Source organism: Roseibium salinum, from assembly GCF_026240905.1.
Classification (GTDB): domain Bacteria; phylum Pseudomonadota; class Alphaproteobacteria; order Rhizobiales; family Stappiaceae; genus Roseibium; species Roseibium salinum.
In genome coordinates this window covers 143,723-159,112 of the sequence record NZ_JAPEVI010000002.1, presented here as the reverse complement: position 1 = coordinate 159,112, position 15,390 = coordinate 143,723, and the positions used below count along the sequence as shown (strand labels likewise).

The 15,390-nt window shown below is 62.5% G+C and carries 14 protein-coding genes; 9 read left to right on the top strand and 5 right to left on the bottom strand.

The genetic code is table 11. The annotated features are described in order from the left end of the window. The first annotated feature begins 1 nt into the window (after nucleotide 1). Nucleotides 2-1,477: a caspase family protein gene (locus ON753_RS03070; RefSeq protein ID WP_265961091.1), complete on the top strand. Its 1,476-nt coding sequence runs from the start codon at nucleotides 2-4 to the stop codon at nucleotides 1,475-1,477. 95 nt (nucleotides 1,478-1,572) lie between these two features. Here the strand turns inward: ON753_RS03070 and ON753_RS03065 are convergent, their stop codons facing one another. Together ON753_RS03065 and ada are read right to left on the bottom strand one after the other, a co-directional pair. Continuing rightward, nucleotides 1,573-2,277 carry a 2OG-Fe(II) oxygenase gene (locus tag ON753_RS03065; protein WP_265961090.1) on the bottom strand — a complete coding sequence of 235 codons (705 nt, stop codon included), beginning with the start codon at nucleotides 2,275-2,277 and terminating at the stop codon, nucleotides 1,573-1,575. Continuing rightward, nucleotides 2,274-3,329 (bottom strand): bifunctional DNA-binding transcriptional regulator/O6-methylguanine-DNA methyltransferase Ada, encoded by a 1,056-nt coding sequence (gene ada, locus ON753_RS03060; protein WP_265961089.1) that lies wholly within the window; start codon nucleotides 3,327-3,329, stop codon nucleotides 2,274-2,276. Before ada ends, ON753_RS03065 begins: the two co-directional genes overlap by 4 nt. Before the next feature lie 196 nt (nucleotides 3,330-3,525). Between ada and ON753_RS03055 the strand changes: the two genes are divergently transcribed. Beyond that, complete coding sequence (locus ON753_RS03055) at nucleotides 3,526-4,296, top strand: SDR family oxidoreductase (protein WP_265961088.1); 771 nt, start codon at nucleotides 3,526-3,528, stop codon at nucleotides 4,294-4,296. Between the two features lie 126 nt (nucleotides 4,297-4,422). On the opposite strand, the gene ON753_RS03050 is transcribed toward ON753_RS03055, so the two are convergent. Further along, nucleotides 4,423-5,478, bottom strand: a complete 1,056-nt coding sequence (locus tag ON753_RS03050) for an ABC transporter ATP-binding protein (RefSeq protein WP_265961087.1) — start codon at nucleotides 5,476-5,478, stop codon at nucleotides 4,423-4,425. 185 nt (nucleotides 5,479-5,663) lie between these two features. Here ON753_RS03050 and ON753_RS03045 point away from each other — a divergent pair, with 185 nt between their 5' ends. The 7 genes from ON753_RS03045 (at nucleotide 5,664) to ON753_RS03015 (ending at nucleotide 12,402) form a co-directional block, all read left to right on the top strand. Further along, nucleotides 5,664-6,395 carry a GntR family transcriptional regulator gene (locus ON753_RS03045; protein ID WP_265961086.1) on the top strand — a complete coding sequence of 244 codons (732 nt, stop codon included), beginning with the start codon at nucleotides 5,664-5,666 and terminating at the stop codon, nucleotides 6,393-6,395. Continuing rightward, a complete protein-coding gene (locus ON753_RS03040) occupies nucleotides 6,392-7,363 on the top strand; it encodes an alpha/beta hydrolase (RefSeq protein WP_265961085.1) in 972 nt (323 codons plus the stop codon). The genes ON753_RS03045 and ON753_RS03040 overlap by 4 nt, the downstream gene beginning before the upstream one ends. Before the next feature lie 29 nt (nucleotides 7,364-7,392). Next, complete coding sequence (locus ON753_RS03035) at nucleotides 7,393-8,607, top strand: ABC transporter substrate-binding protein (RefSeq protein ID WP_265961084.1); 1,215 nt, start codon at nucleotides 7,393-7,395, stop codon at nucleotides 8,605-8,607. Nucleotides 8,608-8,769: 162 nt separating this feature from the next. Continuing rightward, nucleotides 8,770-9,675, top strand: a complete 906-nt coding sequence (locus ON753_RS03030; protein WP_265961083.1) for a carbohydrate ABC transporter permease — start codon at nucleotides 8,770-8,772, stop codon at nucleotides 9,673-9,675. Next, nucleotides 9,672-10,505 carry a carbohydrate ABC transporter permease gene (locus ON753_RS03025; RefSeq protein ID WP_323054676.1) on the top strand — a complete coding sequence of 278 codons (834 nt, stop codon included), beginning with the start codon at nucleotides 9,672-9,674 and terminating at the stop codon, nucleotides 10,503-10,505. The genes ON753_RS03030 and ON753_RS03025 overlap by 4 nt, the downstream gene beginning before the upstream one ends. A gap of 20 nt (nucleotides 10,506-10,525) precedes the next feature. After that, entirely contained in the window at nucleotides 10,526-11,413 is an 888-nt protein-coding gene (locus ON753_RS03020; RefSeq protein ID WP_265961081.1) for a sugar phosphate isomerase/epimerase family protein, read from the top strand. Beyond that, nucleotides 11,410-12,402, top strand: a complete 993-nt coding sequence (locus tag ON753_RS03015; protein WP_265961080.1) for a Gfo/Idh/MocA family protein — start codon at nucleotides 11,410-11,412, stop codon at nucleotides 12,400-12,402. The genes ON753_RS03020 and ON753_RS03015 overlap by 4 nt, the downstream gene beginning before the upstream one ends. Before the next feature lie 109 nt (nucleotides 12,403-12,511). Here the strand turns inward: ON753_RS03015 and ON753_RS03010 are convergent, their stop codons facing one another. Continuing rightward, a complete protein-coding gene (locus ON753_RS03010) occupies nucleotides 12,512-14,317 on the bottom strand; it encodes a PAS domain S-box protein (protein ID WP_265961079.1) in 1,806 nt (601 codons plus the stop codon). Between the two features lie 143 nt (nucleotides 14,318-14,460). Next, entirely contained in the window at nucleotides 14,461-15,048 is a 588-nt protein-coding gene (locus ON753_RS03005; RefSeq protein WP_265961078.1) for a response regulator, read from the bottom strand. Nucleotides 15,049-15,390 lie beyond the last annotated feature (342 nt).

Here is a 15,390-nt window from a genome sequence, read left to right as displayed (position 1 = left end):
CATGAGCCTCTTGCGCGTCTTCTTCGCAGCAGCATGTCTTCTCGCCACGGCATTCGCGCCCGCCGGTGCGGCGTCCGGAGCAAGGCTGGCGCTGATCATCGGTAACGGCGCCTACAGCAACGTCACGCCGCTGGACAATCCGGTCAACGACGCGGAGCTGATGGCAAAGTCACTGGCCGAGGTGGGGTTCGACGTCACCCTCATCACCGAAGCCACGCAGGACGAGCTGATCCAGGCGATTTCGGCATTCGGTCGGAAGCTTCGCGAGGCAGGAGAGGACGCGACGGGCCTCTTTTACTATGCCGGGCACGGGGTTCAGTCATTTGGCACGAACTATCTTCTTCCGGTCGATATCGCGCTTCAGGATGCTGCCGACCTGAGCCTCGTCGGTGTGCCGGCGCAGGCCGTCCTCCGGCAGATGTTCTCCGCCCGGAACCGGACGAACATCGTCATTCTCGACGCATGCCGGAACAATCCCTTCGCGTCGGTGCCGGACCTCAGTGACAACGGCCTGGCCGAAATGAAGGCGCCGCGCGGGACCTTTCTCGCCTATTCGACCGCTCCCGGAGATATCGCCGTCGACGGCGACGGATCGAACAGCCCCTTCACCGAGGCGCTCGCTCGACACCTTCCGACACCCGGGCAGCCGATCGAGGCGCTGTTCAAGGACGTCCGCGTCGAGGTCCTGAAGTCGACCGGCGGAAACCAGACGCCGTGGGACACGTCCTCGCTGACCGTCGATTTTCAGTTCATGCCCGCCGCGCCTGTGTCTCCGGAATTCATTGAGCAGCAGCAGCTCTGGCATTCCGTGCGTCTGAGCCAGGACCCGGTGCAGGTGCTTCTTTTCCTGCGGGCGAACCCAGAAGGACCCTACACGGAGGAGGCGCGTGCGCTCCTGACGGAACTGATGTCGAAGGAAGCCCAGACAACCCCGCCGCCAGTCGCCAAGAGCCCGGTCCCCGTCGATCCCGACAAGCAGGAAAGGGAACTGATCGAGCAGGCGCGGGAAGCGGGAACGGCCGAGGCCTATCAGGCCTATCTCGAGGCATTCCCCGACGGCGCCTTTTCGGAACTCGCACGCCTGGAGCTTCAGACGATCGTCGAGAAACTGCCGCGTACCGACCCGATCTCCGATCCCCCGATCGTGGCAGCGCCCGAGCCCGAAGCCCCCAGCTCCGATCTTCCGGAGGCGGTAGCCTTCAATGCGCCGATCGGCGGAAACGACCCGCAGATCGCAACCCGGAGTATCGAGGAGCTCATCACCGGTTCCCCGCTTTTCCCGCCGATCGAGGGTCTTCCGGAAGCCGTCTGGAAAGACAAGACCTGCTCTTCGTGCCATCAGTGGAACCAGACGAACCTTTGCGACCAGGCAAAGACCTACGTCGCGGACAATGCGCGGGCGGTTTCCAAACAGCACCCCTATGGCAGTTCGTTCAAGCAAGCCTTGCGGGTCTGGGCACATGGCGGCTGCAACTAGGGTATGGGTGACGGATGAGGCCCCGCGCCTCCCGGTTGCCTGTTTTCCGGTCTTCGACATGCGGCTCCATTCCGGCCAGTGCGCGGTCAGACGCTTCAGGCGCCATCGTGGAAGATCACACCAAGCGTGTGCCGCCTGCCTGTTCTGACCTCACTGACGCCATGCCTCAGGTTGACGCGGTAGTCCCCGCGCGTGCCGCGAACCGGCCGATGGCTGACCGCGAAGGCAATGCCGTCTCCCTTGGCCAGGGGAGCCACTATCGCCCGCGACTGGGCGCGGGGCCGCTGCTCCGTCAGCACGAATTCTCCGCCCTCGAACTCCTTTCCGGGGTCGGACAGGAGGATCGCGACCTGTATGGGAAACACGTTCTCCCCGTAAAGATCCTGGTGGAGACAGTTGTAGTCACCGGGCCCATAGCGCAGCAGCAGTGGCGTCGGTCGCGTCTGGCCGGCCGCGTGGCAACGCGCCAGGAAGTCCTCATGGTTGGGCGGATAGCGCACGGGGCTTTTCAGTCTTGCGTTCCAGGCATTGGCGACCGGCTGCAGATGCCTGTAGAGCTCGGACCGCAGGCTCTGGACCATTGCCGGCAGCGGATAGCAGAAATACTTGTACTCCCCGCTTCCGAAGCCATGCCGTCTCATGACGATCCTGTTTCGGAAGAGGTCCTCCCGATCATAGCCTGCAGCGATGTCATCGCTGGCCTGCCCGGGGACGAGCCCCCGGATCAGCGCCCATCCGGTGCTGTCGAGGCGTTCGGTGATCGCCGGCCAGTCCTGATCCGTCACACGCATTGCCGTCATGCCGCCTTCTCCCGCTCAAGAAGCTCCCACTTGCGCTCCACACCCCACCGGTAGCCGGAAAGGTCGCCGTCCGTCCGCACGACGCGATGGCAGGGGATGGCGACCGCGATCGGGTTCGCGGCACAGGCCTGCGCGACCGCCCTTGCCGCCTTCGGCCGGCCTATGCGGGCAGCGATCTGCGAATAGCTGGCGGTGCGTCCGACACCGATCTCGCGCAGCGCCTGCCAGACCCGCTGCTGGAACGCGGTCCCCTGGATGTCGAGCGGAAGGTCGAGGCCGACCTTCGGTTGCTCCACGAGGCCCACGACGTTGGCAATGACGACTTCAAAGTCCCCGTCGCCGCCGACGAGCTCCGCGTGCGGGAACTGGTCCTGAAGATCCCGTGCGAGTTGATCGGGGTCGTCTCCCAGAAGGATCGCGCAGATGCCCTTGCCGGTGGCGCCGACGATGATCGACCCGAGCGAGCACTCCCCTGCGGCGAAATGAATGCGCGTACGCGTGCCGCCCTTGCGGAAATCTGCCGGCACCATGCCCAGGACCCCCGAGGCGGCCGCATAGAAACGGCCGCTGGAGTTGAAGCCCGCATCGTACATGGCGGATGTCACCGTCTCGGCATCGGGGAGCGTCTCGCGCAGGCGTCTTGCGCGGTGGGCGGCGGCATAAGCCTTGGGCGTGAGCCCCGTGACCGTCTTGAAGACACGGTGAAAGTGATAGCGGCTCAGCCCTGCGGCTTTGGCCAGGTCGGCAAGCGCGGGCGGGCTCTCGGCCGCTTCGATCAGGCGGCAGGCGGCAATGACCGCTTCCGTTTCCTTTTCCTGCCGCGACGGTCCGTTCGGCCGGCAGCGCAGGCAGGGACGGAAGCCGTCATCCTCCGCCGCCTCGCACGTGGCATAGAACGCGACGTTCTCGGGGCGCGGCCGCCGCGCCGCGCAGGACGGGCGGCAATAGATCCCTGTGGTGTGGACGGCATAGACGAAGGTTCCGTCCGCGGAGCGGTCCCGCATCTCGAGAGCCGCCCACCGTGCCTCGTCGTTGGGCATCACTGTCAACATGGCAAATCCTCCGTTTCGTTGAGCTTCCCCGTCTACCACCGGCCGACTGGCCCGACACTCCGCCGCTTGCTTTCAAATTCAACCTGAAAAGGCGCGCGGCCGACACCCGAATTGCGAGGCAAGATCCGGAGTGCGGAAGGGCGGGCGATGCCTTCATGAAGACGCTGTTCGTGCAACAACAGCGAGATTGAAAATCATGAATATGCTTGAAGGAAAAACCGCCATCGTCACCGGTGCCAGCTCCGGTATCGGCCACGCCACAGCCAGATTGTTCGCCAGCGAAGGGGCCAGCGTCGTCGTGACGGGCCGACGCGAGGAGGCGCTGAACGAACTCGTCGAGGACATCACGTCGGCCGGAGGCACGGCCGTCGCCGTTGCCGGCGACATCCGGGACGAGACCCTTGCCCGGACCCTCGTCGAGACCGCGGTCGGCCGCTTCGGCGGGCTGGACATCGCGTTCAACAACGCCGGCGGGGTGGGTGAAATGGGGCCTGTCGCCGGACTGTCGCTGGATGGCTGGCGTCAGGCCATCGACACGAACCTGACGAGCGCCTTCCTCGGGGCAAAGCATCAGGCGCAGGTGATGTCGGACCGCGGCGGCGGCTCGATAATCTTCACCTCGACCTTCGTGGGCACCACCGCCGGCATGCCCGGCATGGCCGCCTATGCCGCGAGCAAGGCGGGCCTTGCAGGGCTCGCCCAGGTTCTCGCCGCCGAGTATGGTTCCCACAACGTCCGCGTGAATACCCTCATCCCGGGCGGGACCGATACGCCGGCCAATGTGGCCAACAGCCCTGATGCCACGCCGGAACTCGTCGACTTCGTCAAGGGCCTCCATGCGTTGAAGCGCCTTGCCCGGCCGGAGGAGATCGCACGGGCAGCGCTCTTCCTGGCCTCCGACGCATCAAGCTTCGTCACGGGGGCAGCGCTGGTCGCGGATGGAGGGCAGGCAATCACCAGAACCTGAGAAACCTCATCTACCTGGGCGGCCTCCGCGAGGCCGCCCAGGCTGGCGAAAGCTGCGGTGGCAGCAAGTAACGTTGGTTGTGAGAGCAGAGGAAGCCAAGTGATGTACGGTTACGGTAGACCGTTCTCAGAGACGTGCTCCGGTGGACGCATCGAAAAGGTGGATATCTTCCGGGTTCACTTTCAGGTCGAGCGGATTGCCGGGCCGAAGCGCCGGATCGGGCGCCAGGCGCGCGGTGATTTCCTGCCTGTCCAGCATGCAGATGGCCATTGTGTCAGAACCCAAAGGCTCCAGCACATCGATCGTCGTGCGGAACATCGCTTCCTCCGGCGTACACGGAACAAGGTGTTCGGGCCTCACACCCAGCAGAATATCCATCCCGTGCGGAAACAGTTTGCGGCTGAAGGGTATTGTGGTTTCTCCAACGACCAGGGCCTGCGCGCCACACTTCGCTTCCAGGACATTCATTTTCGGTGAGCCGATGAATTCACCGACAAACCTAGTTTCCGGCGCATTGTAGACGTCGACCGGCGCCCCTTGCTGGATCAGTTCGCCATCCTTGAGGATGACCACCCGGTCCGCGAGGGTCATGGCTTCCACCTGATCGTGGGTCACATAGATGGTCGTTGTCTTCAACAGGGCATGCAGCCGTTTGATCTGTGTGCGCATGTCGACCCGAAGCTTGGCGTCGAGGTTCGACAGCGGTTCGTCGAACAGGAATACCTTGGGCCTGCGGACGATGGCCCGTCCCATCGCGACACGCTGGCGCTGCCCGCCCGAGAGCTGCCCCGGCTTCCTGTCCAGAAGTTGCGTGATCTGAAGAATTTCCGCAGCCTCCTCTACTTGCTGCCGTCGTTCAGCAGCAGACAGGCCGCGCATCTTGAGCCCGAAGCCGATGTTGTCTGCGACGGACATGTGCGGATAGAGCGCATAGTCCTGAAACACCATGGCGATATCCCGATCCCGGGGCTCCAAATCGTTGACCACGGTGCCGTCAATTTTCAGCCGGCCGCCGGTAATTTCCTCAAGGCCCGCAATCATCCTCAGCAGCGTGCTCTTGCCGCAGCCCGACGGGCCGACGAAGGCGACAAACTCGCCGTCCTGAACGTCGAGATCAATCCCCTTCACCGCCTGGACGGGACCATAGTTCTTGACGATTTTCTCCAGCTGGACACCGGCCAAGGTTTTCCTCCCGAATTCGTGCAAGCCTGCCACTGCCGTCCGCCTCGGGCGAAGGGCCGAGCATATCGCGTCCGGCACTCCGATCGCAGGGACCGTTCAACTCATTCACGGGTGCGCGCTTGCATTGTCGCATCATTATCGGTACATTATCGATAACGTTATCGATAATCAAGCGGCAGATGACCATGGCGGCTGAAAGTTTCGACAATCAGAAAAGCGGCAAGACCGGCAGAACCCGGCCGCAAATGCGGCGCGCCGTCAAGCGAAGCCATCTGATATTCGAAGAGATCCAGAAAGACATCATGCTGGGACATCTTCCTCCCGGGGGCGCCATTCTGGAGCTGGAGCTGGCTGACCGCTTCGAATGCAGCCAGAGCACCATCCGCGAGGCTCTGATGTTCCTGCAGACAGATGGTCTGGTGGAGCGACTGTCGCATCGCGGCACCTTCGTTGCCGACAGCCGGATTGAAGATGCGCGAGAGCTGATCCTGATCCGTCACGACATTGAGTGCCGGGGCGTGGTGCGGGTTCTCAACCGTTTCGGCCCCCTCCTGCGCAAGGAACTGGAGACGGATCTGAACGGCATGCGCGCTGCGGCAAGGGATGGCGACGAATACCAGCTGTCGCTGCATGACCGCAGCTTTCATCTCAATCTCTACAACGCGGCCGATATGCCGACCGTTCGGCCGATCCTCCGTCGATGCCTCATTCACAACCACCGCTACAAGATCCTCAATTCCGAGCCGAGCCGTGGCCTTCTGGACACGGCGGAGCGGCATGTGGCGATCCTCGACGCGCTTGCGGCGGGCGATGAGGAAAGGGCCGTCGCAGCGCTTTCGCACCACATCACCACCATCGTCGATTTCGGCCCGAGCATTCTCGCCTCCGACACGGAGAAGGGGGAGGCAAAGCGATGACTCTCCCCCTGCCGACACCTGCGGATCTTGTTCCGACCGACCGCATGCAGTGGATACTCGAGCGCCTGGCTGAAGAAGATGGCGGCCTGGGCGATCCGACGCTCTTGCCTGCGCCGGAAGGGCGCAAATTGGCAGAGCAGACCAACCGTCGCTGGAACACCGACCTTCCCGAGATGGCCGCGAAAGACTTCTCCGTCAGGTCGGCGGAAGGCCGCGAGATTGCCTGCCGTTTGTTGACCCCGGAAGGCGCAAGCGGGCTGATCGTCTTTATTCACGGCGGTGGATGGGCCTTTTGCAGCATGGCGACCCATGAGAGGGCGGCGCGGCTACTGGCTCTGGAGGCCGGCGCCCATGTGTTGATCTTCGACTATCGCCTTGCGCCTGAAGCGCCCTTTCCCGGTGGCCTCAACGATTGCCAGGCCGTCTGGAACGCCGTCGTGACCGGGCATCCGGACTTGACATCCTGTTCGCATCTGCGCGCGCTCGCCGGAGACAGTGCCGGTGCCAACCTGGCGCTTGCGCTGTTGCTGGCCTTGCAGGCAGACGGAGAGCCGACCCCGGATGCGGCACTGCTGTTCTACGGTGTTTACGACGCGAATTTCGAGACCGACTCGTACATCAACCAGAAAGATGGTCCCGGTCTGACACGGGCGAAAATGATGCGCTACTGGAACTGGTATGCCGCCGCCCCGGGCGACAGGCTGAACCCGCTCGTTGCGCCGCTGCAGGCGAGCGATGCGCAACTGAAAGCGTTGCCGCCGCTGTTCCTGAACGCAGCGGCCATCGATCCCCTTCGCTCGGATACGGAAAACCTGGTTCGCCGGCTGCGCAGCCTTGGCCGGACAGACAGCTACAGCCTCTATCCGGGCGTCGTCCATGGCTTCATGCAGATGAGCCGTGAATTACCCGAGGCACGCATGGCTGCGGCGGAAGCCGGGAGGGCATTCCGCGAATTTGCCGAGTCCTGACCAAAGAACGAAATCAAGTGGAGGAAACAATGTCGAAACTCATGTCGGCCGCACTGGCCTTGGGACTTCTCGCCGGAACCGCCGCCGCGCAGGCGGATGAAACGGTTCGCTTCTGGTACCATTTCGACAATGCCGACAATCCGATGTCGGAACTCGTTGCGAAATTCGAGGAGGAAAACCCCGGCATCACGATCGAGGCCGAAAACATTCCCTGGAACAGCTATTACGACAATCTCTACACCTCGATCGTCGCAGGCAATGCGCCCGACGCCGCCATGGTGAAAATGTTCGCCCAGCCACGCCTGGTGGAGATGGGTGCTCTTGAACCCATCGGCGAGCGGATCGATGCCTGGGAAGGCAAGGCCGACCTGCAGGACAATCTCCTGGACCTCACCAAGGCCGCTGACGGCGGAACGTATTATCTGCCGATCCAGTACGTGGTGCTCTACCTTTATTATCGGCAGGACATGTTCGACGAACTCGGCCTGAAGGCACCCGGGACCTGTGAGGAATTCCGCGATGCGGCCATGAAGCTGACGCGGGACACGGATGGCGATGGTCAGCCGGATGTCTACGGGTTCGGCTTCAGGGGCGGCAAGGGCGGCCACGATCACTGGGGCAGCTTCGTGCTGTCCCGCGGTGTCGACTTCTCCGAGGGAAGCCTGACCAGCGAAGCCGGCGTTGCCGGTACGCAGTGGGTGGTGGACCTCTTCCAGAAGGACAAGGTCTTCCCGCCGTCGGCACCGAATGACGGCTTCAAGGAGGTCACCGGAGCATTCAAAGCCGGCAAGACCGCGATGACGATCCACCATATCGGCTCTTCCAACGGCATGATCGAGGCGCTTGGCAACGCGGTGTCGGCGGTGCCGGTGCCTGAATGCGGCGGTGGTCGCTGGACGGCCTTCGGCGATGAATCCACGGCCATCTTCTCCTCTGCCGAAAACAAGGATGCGGCCTGGAAATGGATTTCCTTCCTGTCGAGTGCCGGCAACAACACCGAGTTCAACAAGGCAACGGGCCAGCTGCCGGTGACCAGGACCGATTCGGAGAACTGGACACTGCACGAGGAGCGTTTTGTGCACGCGACCGTTCAGTCCCTGCCCTTCGCCAGTCTGTTGCCGAACACACCGGAAACCTCGGACTTCGTGAACACGGTCTGGCCGGTGAACATGCAGCGTGCTCTGACAGGAGAAATCACCGCGGAGCAGATGAACGCCGAAATCGAAAACCTCTATAATCCCTGAGTCCTGCCGCGTTGGGGGTGTCCGGCAGACGGCCGGGCACCCTCGATCCCGCAGAGTGGCCCCATCGACAGGGACCCCGAGCAACCTTCCGCCTTAAACCAGGCGGTCCGGAACTTGAACTGAGTGCAGGAGAGCCCTCCTGCACAGGGTGGATATTTGACCATGCTCACCGCGAACCAACCGGCAGGCCGGGCAGCCCTGGCGCGAAAGGTCCTTCCCTACGCGCTGTTGTCGCCTGCCGTCCTCGTGACACTGGCGATCGTGTTCTTTCCGATGATCCAGGCGGCCTGGATGAGCCTGCACGACTATGTCCTCTGGAAACCGAAGGACTTTTCCTTCGTCGGGCTGAAAAACTTCGCGACCGCCCTTCAGGATGAGGTGTTCTGGATTTCTCTCCGGCACACGATCATCTGGATCGCCCTGACGATTCCCGCGCAGCTCCTGCTCGGGCTGGCCACCGCGCTCCTGCTCAACCAGCAATTTCCGTGGCGGCCTCTGGCCCGCGCCCTGATCATCATTCCCTGGGCCCTGCCGAGCGTGGTCATTGCCCTCATGTGGGTGTGGATCTATGACGCCAATTACGGGATCCTGAACGAATTCCTGCTCCGCCTTGGGCTGATCAAGGCATCCGTACCCTGGCTCGCCGATCCCGACACCGCGCTTTACGCCATCATCCTGACACTCACCTGGCAGGGTTTCCCGTTCTTCGCGGTGATGATCCTGGCCGGCTTGCAGTCTATCCCGAAGAGCTACTACGAGGCGGCCTCGCTGGACGGCGCCAGCAACTTGCGCCAGTTCTGGCACATTACGCTGCCGGGTATTTCCGGCGTTCTGGTGACGGCAGTGCTGCTTCGCACCATCTGGGTTGCCAATTCCATTGACGTCATCTTCGTCATGACCGGCGGCGGGCCCGGCTACGCCACCTACACCCTGCCGCTCTATGCTTTCATCAAGGCCCGCACAAACCTGGATTTCGGCTATGGCTCGTCGCTTGCCGTGCTGTTCACGCTGATGCTTCTCGGGCTTGTGATCGTCTATCTCCGTCGTGCCGGGAGGGCCGTAGACTGATGGTTGGACGCAAATCACTGCTTCGGCGGGTCCTTACCGTCGACCTGCCCATGGTGCTCATTCTGGTGTTCACGCTCGGACCCTATCTGTGGATGCTGCTTACGTCGCTGACCGCGGAAGAGCGGCTGTTCACCGAAGGTCCCGGCCTGGTCGGCGCAACGCTCGAAAACTACGTCCGCCTGTTTTCGACGGTCGGCTTCCTCACCAATCTGATCCACTCATTCATCATCGCGGCTGGAACCGTCGTCGTCGGGCTGAGCCTGAGCGTGACGGCCGCTTATTCCTTCTCCCGCTTCTCGTTCCGCGGCAAACGATACCTGCTGCTGCAATTCCTCGTCATCAACATGTTCCCGGTCGTCCTGCTGATCCTGCCGCTTTTCGTGCTCATGCGCGTGCTTGGAATTCTCGATACGCATCTGGCGCTTGTCATCGCCAATGCGACCGTCGCAATTCCCTTCTCCGTCTGGATGATGACCAGTTACATGAACGGCATTCCGAAAAGCCTCGACGAAGCTGCAATGACCGATGGCTGCAGCCGCCTTGGCGCGCTCTGGCGCGTCGTGCTGCCCTTGTGCACGCCCGGCATCATTGCGACCGGCATCTACATCTTCATCACCGCCTGGAACGAGTATCTTTACGCCCTCACCCTTGGCGGCCGGAACGTCCGCCCGATCACCGTCGCAATCCAGACCCTTATCGGCGAATACGAGGTCGAGTGGGGTCTGCTGACCTCCGGCGGCATCATCGGCGCCATGCCCGCAACCATCCTTTTCCTGATCGTCCAGAAACGCCTGATCAGTGGCCTGACACAGGGAGCAGTCAAGGGATGACGAGACACAGGACCACAGACGTGACAAACCCCATCGGCATCATTTCAATGCAATTCGTCCGGCCGTTTACCCGGGCCGACCTCGGGCTCTTCCAGCACATCCGGGACCTCGGCTTCGATTTCGTCGAACTGCTGGTGCCCGAACGCGAGGACGACCTGGATCTCGAGGAAACCGCGAAAGCCCTCGGTGACGCAAATCTCGATGTGGTCCTGGCCGCGCGAGTCAACCTGAAGCGCTCCATCGCCAGCGAGGATGCCGGATGCCGGCAGGGCGGCCTTGATTACCTGAACTATTGCGTGGATGTGGCCTCGGCCCTGGGTGCGCGCATCATTGGCGGGCCGCTCTACGGCGAACCGCTGGTGTTTGCCGGCCGTGCGCCGACACCCTGGACGGACGAAGAAATCCGCAGGCGGGCCGAGCGAACCATCGAGGGTCTTGCGGACGCCGCACCGGCCGCCGCGCGAGCCGGATGCGTCTTCGCGCTGGAAGCGCTGAACCGCTTCGAGACGGACATTGTCTCGACCACGGCTCAGGCCATCAATGTGGCCGATGCAGTGAACAATCCGGGGCTCGGGCTTGTGCTCGATACGTTCCACATGAACATGGAGGAACGCTCGATTGCCGATGCGATCCGGACGGCGGGACCGCGTGTCGTGCATTTTCAGGCCAACGAAAACCATCGCGGCTTCCCGGGAACCGGTCACCTGGACTGGCCCGTGATCATGAAGGCGCTGGCCGACATCGGCTATCGCGGTCCGATCTCCCTGGAACCGTTCCGGCGCAACGACGACCGCGTCGGTCTGCCCATTGCCCATTGGCGGGCGCCGCGGGAGGACGAGACGGGTAAACTGACGGCAGGGCTTGCCCTGATAAGATCCTGCCTTGCCATGGCGGAGGCTGCACAATGACCCTGAAGATCGGTTGGATCGGCTGCGGTCGTCATGCGACGCAGATGCTCATGCCCCAACTGGGCCGGAACGATATCCGTGTCGCGGCCGTTTGCGACGTTGACGAAAGCGCGGCGGCAAGAGCCGCCTGGCAATATGGCGCGGCGGCCGTCTATTCCGACTACCGGGAGCTGATTGCCCACGAGGGCCTTGACGCCATTGGAATGGCCGTCGGCCCGGAGTTGCACCACATCGCATCCCTCGCGGCTCTTGAACGCGGGCTGCCGGTCTTTCTGGAAAAGCCACCGGCAAAAAACAGAGCGGCGGCGGAGGAAATCGCAGCAGCCTCGGAGCGCGCGGGAAAGCCGGTGCTGGTCGGCTTCATGAAACGCTATTCAACCGGCAACAGGATTGCAGGCAATATTGTGCGCAAAGGGGATTTCGGGCAGGTGCTGGGCATCTCCGGCACATATATGACCGCGCCCACCTATTTCTCAGGAGAGGTGGACTATACCGGGTTCTATCTCCACCATTGCGTCCATTACATGGACCTGATCCCGTGGTTCGCGGGCGACGGCTTTGCCGATATGGCCCTCAGGAAGATCGAACCGGTGTCCGGTCATCTGCTTCTTCATGTCAATTTCGAGTGCCGGAACGGGGTCATCGGCACGATCGTCATGGGGACGGTCCAGTCCCGCGGCACGCCAATGGAATCCATCCAGATCATGGGCGATCAGGCCCGCGTGGAAGTGGACAATGTCATTAACGTCGCATACCACCGCAACCCGCCGTTCAAGGCGGACGACCCGGAGGCGACCCTGTCGGACGGATCCGATACGTTGTCCTGGACACCGAATTTCACCGCCGCGGCGAACGAGGATCACAAGGGCTACAACGCCCTGATCGCCGATGTCGCATCGGCGCTGAAAGGAGAAACATCGGCTGCGCCGGATATCGCCGACGGTGTCCGCGCAATGGCGAACCTTGAACGGGTCATCAGCCTCGTGTGATCAGGGCCTCAGCCGGGATTCGCTTGAGCATCATCAGCGGCGTCGGTGCCCTCACATGCACCATGGCGCTGGCCCGGTGAATTGAGCCGGCGGGGGAAGACTTCCCGGCTCAGCTTTTCCTTTTGGGTTTCAGCGGCACGACGGTGGCCGGTTGATCGCCGCTTGTGAGTATCCTGTCTACCGTGTCGATCAGCCGGTCCGTTTCGAAGGGCTTCGGGACGATTTCAACGTGGCGGAACCCTGCCGGCAGGGCCTCGCGGCCAAAACCGGTGCCAAAGGCGAAGGGGACACCCTTCTCCGCCAGAGCCTCCGCCACGTCGGTAACCGGTTTCCCGCCCAGATTTGCGTCCAGGAGGGCCGCGTCGAGGCGCTCCTGTCCGATTAACCGGATCGCGCTTTCAACATGTGAGGCAGGGCCGACCACCTCGAAGCCGTGCGACGCCAGAGTGGATTCCAGCTCCATTGCGATAAGCGGCTCGTCTTCCACGATCAGAATTCGCTTGCCGTGACGGGCGGATCCCGCCCCCTTCCGCACCAAATTCTCGTTGTTCGCTCCGATTGCTGCTTCCGTGAACGAATAGCGTTCCTCTTCGGGAAGCGGCAGTTCGATGTCGCAGACAATGCCGTCCGCCCCGAAATCCAGGTGCACCTCACCGCGGTTGGCTTCAAGGCTCCGGTCTATCAGGGTGGTTCCGAACCCGCGTTTCCGGGGGGCCTGCAGATTGGCAACGCCGCTCTCACGCCAGTGGAGATGCAGCACGCGGCCGTGGCGCACGTCCACTTTCCAGGTGATCGACAATGCCCCTTCGGGAATCGAGAGCGCACCGTATTTGCGGGCGTTGGTGGCAAGTTCGTGGAGGACGAGGGCCAAGTGGACCGCGGTGCGGGATTCAAGCAGGAGGCCCGGGCCGGAATACGTCACCCGGCGTTCATTCGCCGCTCCAAGCGAGACCTGGTCGCGCACGAGATCGTGGATCCCTGCACCCTTCATCTCATGCTGAACGAGAAGGTCGTGCGCACGGGCCAGGGCATTGACGCGACCATTGAAGCTGTCGACGAACTGGGCCGGCTTCGATGCCGTTCGCAACGACTGGCTCGCAATCGCCTGGATCATCGCGAGCGTGTTCTTGACGCGATGGTTCAGTTCGTTGAACAGCAGGTGCTGCAATTCCTCGCTGCGCTTTCTCTCGGTGATGTCGCGCGCGATTTTCGACGCACCGATCACGTTTCCCGAGCCGTCAAGGACTGGTGAAATGGTCAGTGATAGATGCACCCGCTGCCCGTCCTTGGCAAGTCGCACGGTGTCGAAGTGCCCGATGCGCTCCCCGCGGCAAAGCCGGGCAAGGATGTCGTCCTCTTCCGCCTGCAACTCGGGCGGAATGATTTTTCTGATGGACCGGCCGATCATCTCCTCGGGCTGATAACCGAAGATCCGGGCGGCGCCGTCATTCCATGAGGTGACGGTCCCGTCGAGCCGTTTGCTGACGATCGCATCGTCGGAGGAGGACACGATTGCCGCCAGGCGCGCCGAGGCAATTTCGGCATCCCTTCGGTCCGTTACATCGGTCAGCAGGTGGATGTACCCGGTAGAGCCGTCATGGTCGGTGGGCGTGGTGGACACCGTCAACGCCTTGCGCGTCCCGTCCGGCCTCTCTGCCAGGATTGCGTCGCCGAAAGCCGACGCGTCTTTGCCTGGCTTCATCGCGAACGGAGACTCGTCAAAGTCCATGCGACGTCCGTCCGGCCAGAACAGCGTGCACCTGTCGTGCCAGCTTTGCGAACCAGGTTTCGGTTGATATCCCAACAACTCGGCGGCTGCATGATTGCAATAAGTGAGCCGGCCTTCGGCGTCAGTGACGCAGGCCGCTATCGGCAACGCGTCGAGGAGACCCTGGTGCGTTGGCACACCCTCCATGGCTAAATCCTCTGTTCCGCTTCGTCCCTGCTCACAAGATATGCAGCTTGTGATCTCAATTTGGCAAAGATAGGGCGCAATCATGATGCGCGGTTAAGGTGAGTTTTCTCCTGCGGCGGTTCCAGTCGGTCCGAGGCCATACCCTAACTCATCAGATTGCGGCCCATCGTGCGATGCGTCTGTTCCAGGACGTGGCTGAGCCAGTCCTCGAGACTTGCATAGCTGCTCCTGGTGTCGACGGCGCCGAGCGCCCGCTCCAGGGTCAGCTCCACGAGGCGGTCGGCGGAGCTGGCATCTTCGAGAAGCAGCAGGGCCGTCAGCCTGAGCTTGGGCAGAACCGCGAAGGCATCATCAGATGTGGAATCCATCGGCTTGCGGCCGGCCTCCGGCGGGAAGAGAGCATCAAACAGGCCGTCGGTGTTCACGGGTTTGTACAGACGGCCGACGAGTTGAAATCGTAACGGGATCGAGACATCGCCGGCGCCGGTGAAGAAGACAAACGGGACGTGCCGGCGCATCAGTGCGTCAGCGACAGGAAAGACCTTGCGACCGTTCAGGTTGACATCGAGCACGGCCGCCTCGGCAAGGTCGACATACCTGACAGCCGCGTCCAGATTGGATGCCGGCCCCAGAACAATGGCACCCATCTTCCGGAAGTATCGGCTCAGATCCTCGGCAAGAAGTGGTTCGTCTTCGACAATCAGGACACGGCGTCCGCGGATACTTGCCACAGCTATGCTCCTTTCTCCTGGTCGTCGCGTTCCAAGGGGGTCGCAACGGGCGCGGCCTGGCGGCGGCGCATGGGAACAAGCAATCGAGCAGGAACCTGACCGCCGATGTTTTCAACTTGCGGCATTCGATCCGCGAATTGCTGGTTGGGCGACCCGGGAAGAGCGTTCGGGCACATACTCCTGTTAAGTGTCGTCATACCCGTGATAACGCGCGGAAGAGCGGCAGGTTTCAATCCGGGCAGACACTGTGGCCCTCTCTCGCCGCGAGTTGCGGGTTTGGCGGGGCCGAGACGTATGCGCGCGCGTGGGCGGGAGACGTGCGCAACCGCACAGCGTTCGCCT